A 3,520-nucleotide genomic window follows, 5' to 3' on the forward strand; every position below is an offset into this window, starting at 1 on the left:
CTGAAACTGAAGAACCATTTTCACACCTCCATTTTTCACTTCATAAAAGAATATGCAGCAATGTAATATGTATACATAAGTTTGGTTTTTGAAATTTGTTCCCTAACATAGAGTAATCATAAACACCAGCAAAAGTATCAATAAATGTTCATGGGGTAACCTATTATTAAAGCTTAGTATATACTTGAAACTAACGTAAAAAGGAGGACTAGATGGATATCGGTAACCTATTTGTTCTTCTTAGTTTTTTAACTTTCTTTCTTTTAAGCGGATGTGTACAAGAACATATAGTAAAAGGTAAAACAGATATAGTTGAACAAGAAGATTCGAGTAGTTCAAACAAATCTGAGGAAATAACAACAGATTCTTCAATCGAGGAAGGAAAAAAACAAGGTAGTGACTCAAAATCTTTTGTTCTTATAGTTTCTCCCCATTTTTTTTCATCCTTTCTCTCCTTCTAAGATTACTATTTTCAAATTTGTTGAAAACGAGTGTGCGAATGCCCTTGAGTCAAACGTTGATTTTATTATAAATAGAAGGAATAAAGGGGGTAACTTCCTAGTAGGAGGGTCAATTCGCTTATTTATTTGTTTATGCGTATGCTACGTCGTAATAAAGGTTAAACGATATTGAATTATTTCCTTTATAACAAAAAACAGAGCACCGAAAATGCCCTGTTTCAATACACTTGTTCATTTCAATTGTAAAATGATTTGATCAAGTTATCGGAATTCTCCATTTTCAAATCGTTTTAACGCTTCTTGGAAGAGTTCAAGGTGAAAGACATCATCTAATCCTAATCGTTCTACTAAGCTAATGACCTCTGGATCAGTTAGTTTATCTACTGTTTCTTCATAAAGCTGGATGATTCCCTTTTCTGCCTCAATATCGCCCATAAGACGGTCTCTGACACCTGTTCCATAAATAGCTAAAGAGCCATCCCAAAATTCTTTTTCTGAATTGTAATATTTCGGGTTGCCTCCCAATCTATCAATTAATCGGGCTAGTGTACGCACATGGAATTCCTCATTCAATGTCACACATTTAAGCAATCGACTAAAGACAGGGTTTTCAGGTTCAGCTTCAAGGAATTGGTAGCGAAATGAGTTTACAGCGGTAAATTCACTGATTGCTCCAGCGTATAAATCTAATAAAATTTGAGCCTGTTTCGGATCTTTTTTAAAACGGATGGAAGGATAAGGGAGTCCTGCTGAACAGGAAACCTCATTGAATTTATTTCGACCAGCAATTATCTGATCTAATACTCTATTCACACGTTCTTCAAATCTTTTCTCATTATCCAATCATAACACCTCCATTAATGTTATAGATTATGTAAAAGGTCAGACTATGTTTGTACAAGGTGGAAAATAGGTGCGGAATTTTCGTTCAGTGAACCAAATGTAAATGATAATTGAAGTTCTTTTTTTAATTTGTAATCTACTTTTGCAAAGTAGGTCTTTTGGTTAACACCTAAATAGTGAATAAATGGGATATTATCCATATCAATAAATGACTAACACACATACAATAAAAAGAAATGAAAATGGAGGTGTTGATATGACTGGATATGGTACAGGTGGAGGTTTCGCATTGGTTGTCGTGTTGTTTATCTTATTAATTATTATAGGAGCTTCTTATGGTGGAGGATCTTACTAATTAAAACTTAATATTGTGTGTTAGGAGTAAAGAATATGGCTTACGGCTTTTGGGGATCTGGACCTGGAATCTGCGGATATGGATACAGCGCACCGACTCCTGTTGCTCTAGTTGGATCAAACAACAGTTTTGCTTTGATAGTTGTATTGTTCATTCTGTTAATAATTATTGGAACAGTTGTGAGCTTTTAGTACTTTTCTGAAAGAATGGCAATTCCTATCTATTAAAGCTCGAATGATCTGATAATATTATTGGCGTGGTATGTAAACACTCACTTTTTTTAAAAGTGGGTGTTTACATTTTTTTAAAAGATAAGATGTATACATTTTTTTTACTCAGGGTTTTGGTCTAGCTCCAGCGCCCAGACCCTCTAGGTCAAATAACCCTAAAAGAGTCTGTTCAAAAAGGAGGACAAAAAGAGCAAAGAAGTTCGAGGAAGCGAAGTCTTGAGCACCGGAGCGTATGTTTTGTATACGTGAGGAGCGGAGAGACGAGCTGACGAAGAAATTTGAAGCTATTTTTGCCGGACTTTTTGAACACCCTCTAAAAGAATAAAAGAGAAGAACACCCTTTTTTTCTTTTAGGAACATTTGCTATGCCTGGTCTAAACGGGGCGCTTGCGCTTTTCTTAATAAGCATATCTATCAATAAGATGCCCCAATATTGCACCGACAACCCCAAATATCAATCCACTAAGAACTGGACTATGGAATAAGCCGTGAGAGAATAATCCTAACATAACAATCGGAGTTTTTAGTGCGTTTTTTCTTGAAAGTAATTTAAATTTCCCTATTTCTTGGGAGTCCATGGTGACGAATTCAACGACAGCCCCGTTTTCAGGCAAACTCATGATGTTTCATATGGGATTTTTTTTCATCGGCAGCAGTCGGATTTTATGGTGCTGGACAAGCTGTTTGTATGAGAAGAGATTTATCTACTCAATATTTAAAACTGATTGGAGAACAATTATTGTTTTCGGAAGATGGCGCGCAACTCATGTTAGAAAGAGGATGGTTTGAGAAACCTCCAATGCTGAAGATAGGAATGCATTAATAAATTACAAAAAAGTGTAGTCGATGTGATTAAAAGACGACAAAGAGGGAAGCTATTTATGGAGTATTGCACTACCTCGGTTTGTTGTCAGAAGCAAACTACTGATTACAATAGGGTTATCGGTCAGCTTAAACAGCGGACTTTATAGATTTTTTTATATTTACGAAACGAACGTTTATTCGTTAAAATAAAGATAAGATAACTTGAGGTGATGATGAATTTTCTGTAGTAGTTACAAGTTTAGGTAATGAAATTTTTATACACCCAATTTGTTTAAAAGCTCCTACCACTCCATTATTAACTCATGTAGATCACAAGATTAAGATTAATGGATATCTAAAAAATATAGAAACATTAAAAGCGACATTTAATCTATAGTGAAAAAATATAAAATACAAGGTAATTTCACATTAGATGGAGTAATTTTGGACACTCTCCGTTTAAATATGTCATTTTAGAGACGGCTACAAGAGTAACAGGAAGTTTTTACATTTCTAATGCTTCTATTAATTTCAATTCTTTTGATGCTATTTGCAAATATGCTCTTCGGAAGAATTGGAAGCCTTTAATTGAAGAAAAAAATATTTGCTTATCTATACCTATATATAAACATAATGGAAGTAAAACCTTAAAAAGCTTAGAAAAAAATCGTAGGTTATTCAAAATTTCTTGCAAAAAGATATATCTTTATAAAATCCTTGAAAGGAATTTATAAAGATATATCTAAAAATCACTTTAATTGAAAAAAAATTTCGTCAGATTATGAATGCGTTTGGAGTTACTTCTTCTTAAAACGATAAGGTACTGT

At 33.8% G+C, this 3,520-nt stretch carries 4 protein-coding genes and 1 pseudogene; 4 read left to right on the forward strand and 1 reads right to left on the reverse strand.

Features of this window, described 5'->3' with window-relative positions; genetic code table 11:
- The first annotated feature begins 212 nt into the window (after positions 1-212).
- On the forward strand, positions 213-461 hold the full coding sequence (locus ACOI1C_RS22325) for a hypothetical protein (RefSeq protein ID WP_422512837.1): 249 nt from the start codon (positions 213-215) through the stop codon (positions 459-461).
- Positions 462-722: 261 nt separating this feature from the next.
- Here ACOI1C_RS22325 and ACOI1C_RS22330 read toward each other — a convergent pair whose 3' ends face one another.
- Positions 723-1,304: a ferritin family protein gene (locus tag ACOI1C_RS22330; protein WP_422512838.1), complete on the reverse strand. Its 582-nt coding sequence runs from the start codon at positions 1,302-1,304 to the stop codon at positions 723-725.
- Positions 1,305-1,560: 256 nt separating this feature from the next.
- On the opposite strand from ACOI1C_RS22330, the gene ACOI1C_RS22335 reads away from it, so the two are divergent.
- The 3 genes and pseudogenes from ACOI1C_RS22335 to ACOI1C_RS22345 all read left to right on the forward strand — a co-directional run bounded on the left by ACOI1C_RS22335 (position 1,561) and on the right by ACOI1C_RS22345 (position 2,712).
- Positions 1,561-1,659 carry a YjcZ family sporulation protein gene (locus ACOI1C_RS22335; protein ID WP_422512839.1) on the forward strand — a complete coding sequence of 33 codons (99 nt, stop codon included), beginning with the start codon at positions 1,561-1,563 and terminating at the stop codon, positions 1,657-1,659.
- Positions 1,660-1,772: 113 nt separating this feature from the next.
- A pseudogene (locus tag ACOI1C_RS22340) lies at positions 1,773-1,850 on the forward strand (YjcZ family sporulation protein); the annotation flags it as partial.
- Positions 1,851-2,517: 667 nt separating this feature from the next.
- Positions 2,518-2,712: a DUF3231 family protein gene (locus ACOI1C_RS22345; RefSeq protein ID WP_422512840.1), complete on the forward strand. Its 195-nt coding sequence runs from the start codon at positions 2,518-2,520 to the stop codon at positions 2,710-2,712.
- Positions 2,713-3,520: the final 808 nt, after the last annotated feature.

This window comes from Bacillus sp. DJP31 (assembly GCF_049310945.1).
In the GTDB taxonomy this organism is placed as follows: domain Bacteria; phylum Bacillota; class Bacilli; order Bacillales; family SA4; genus Bacillus_BS.

Bases quoted from the DNA above. Each gene is read 5' to 3' on its own strand.
- ACOI1C_RS22325 (WP_422512837.1), top strand. From the start codon at position 213: ATGGATATCGGTAACCTATTTGTTCTTCTTAGTTTTTTAACTTTCTTT.
- ACOI1C_RS22335 (WP_422512839.1), top strand. From the start codon at position 1,561: ATGACTGGATATGGTACAGGTGGAGGTTTCGCATTGGTTGTCGTGTTG.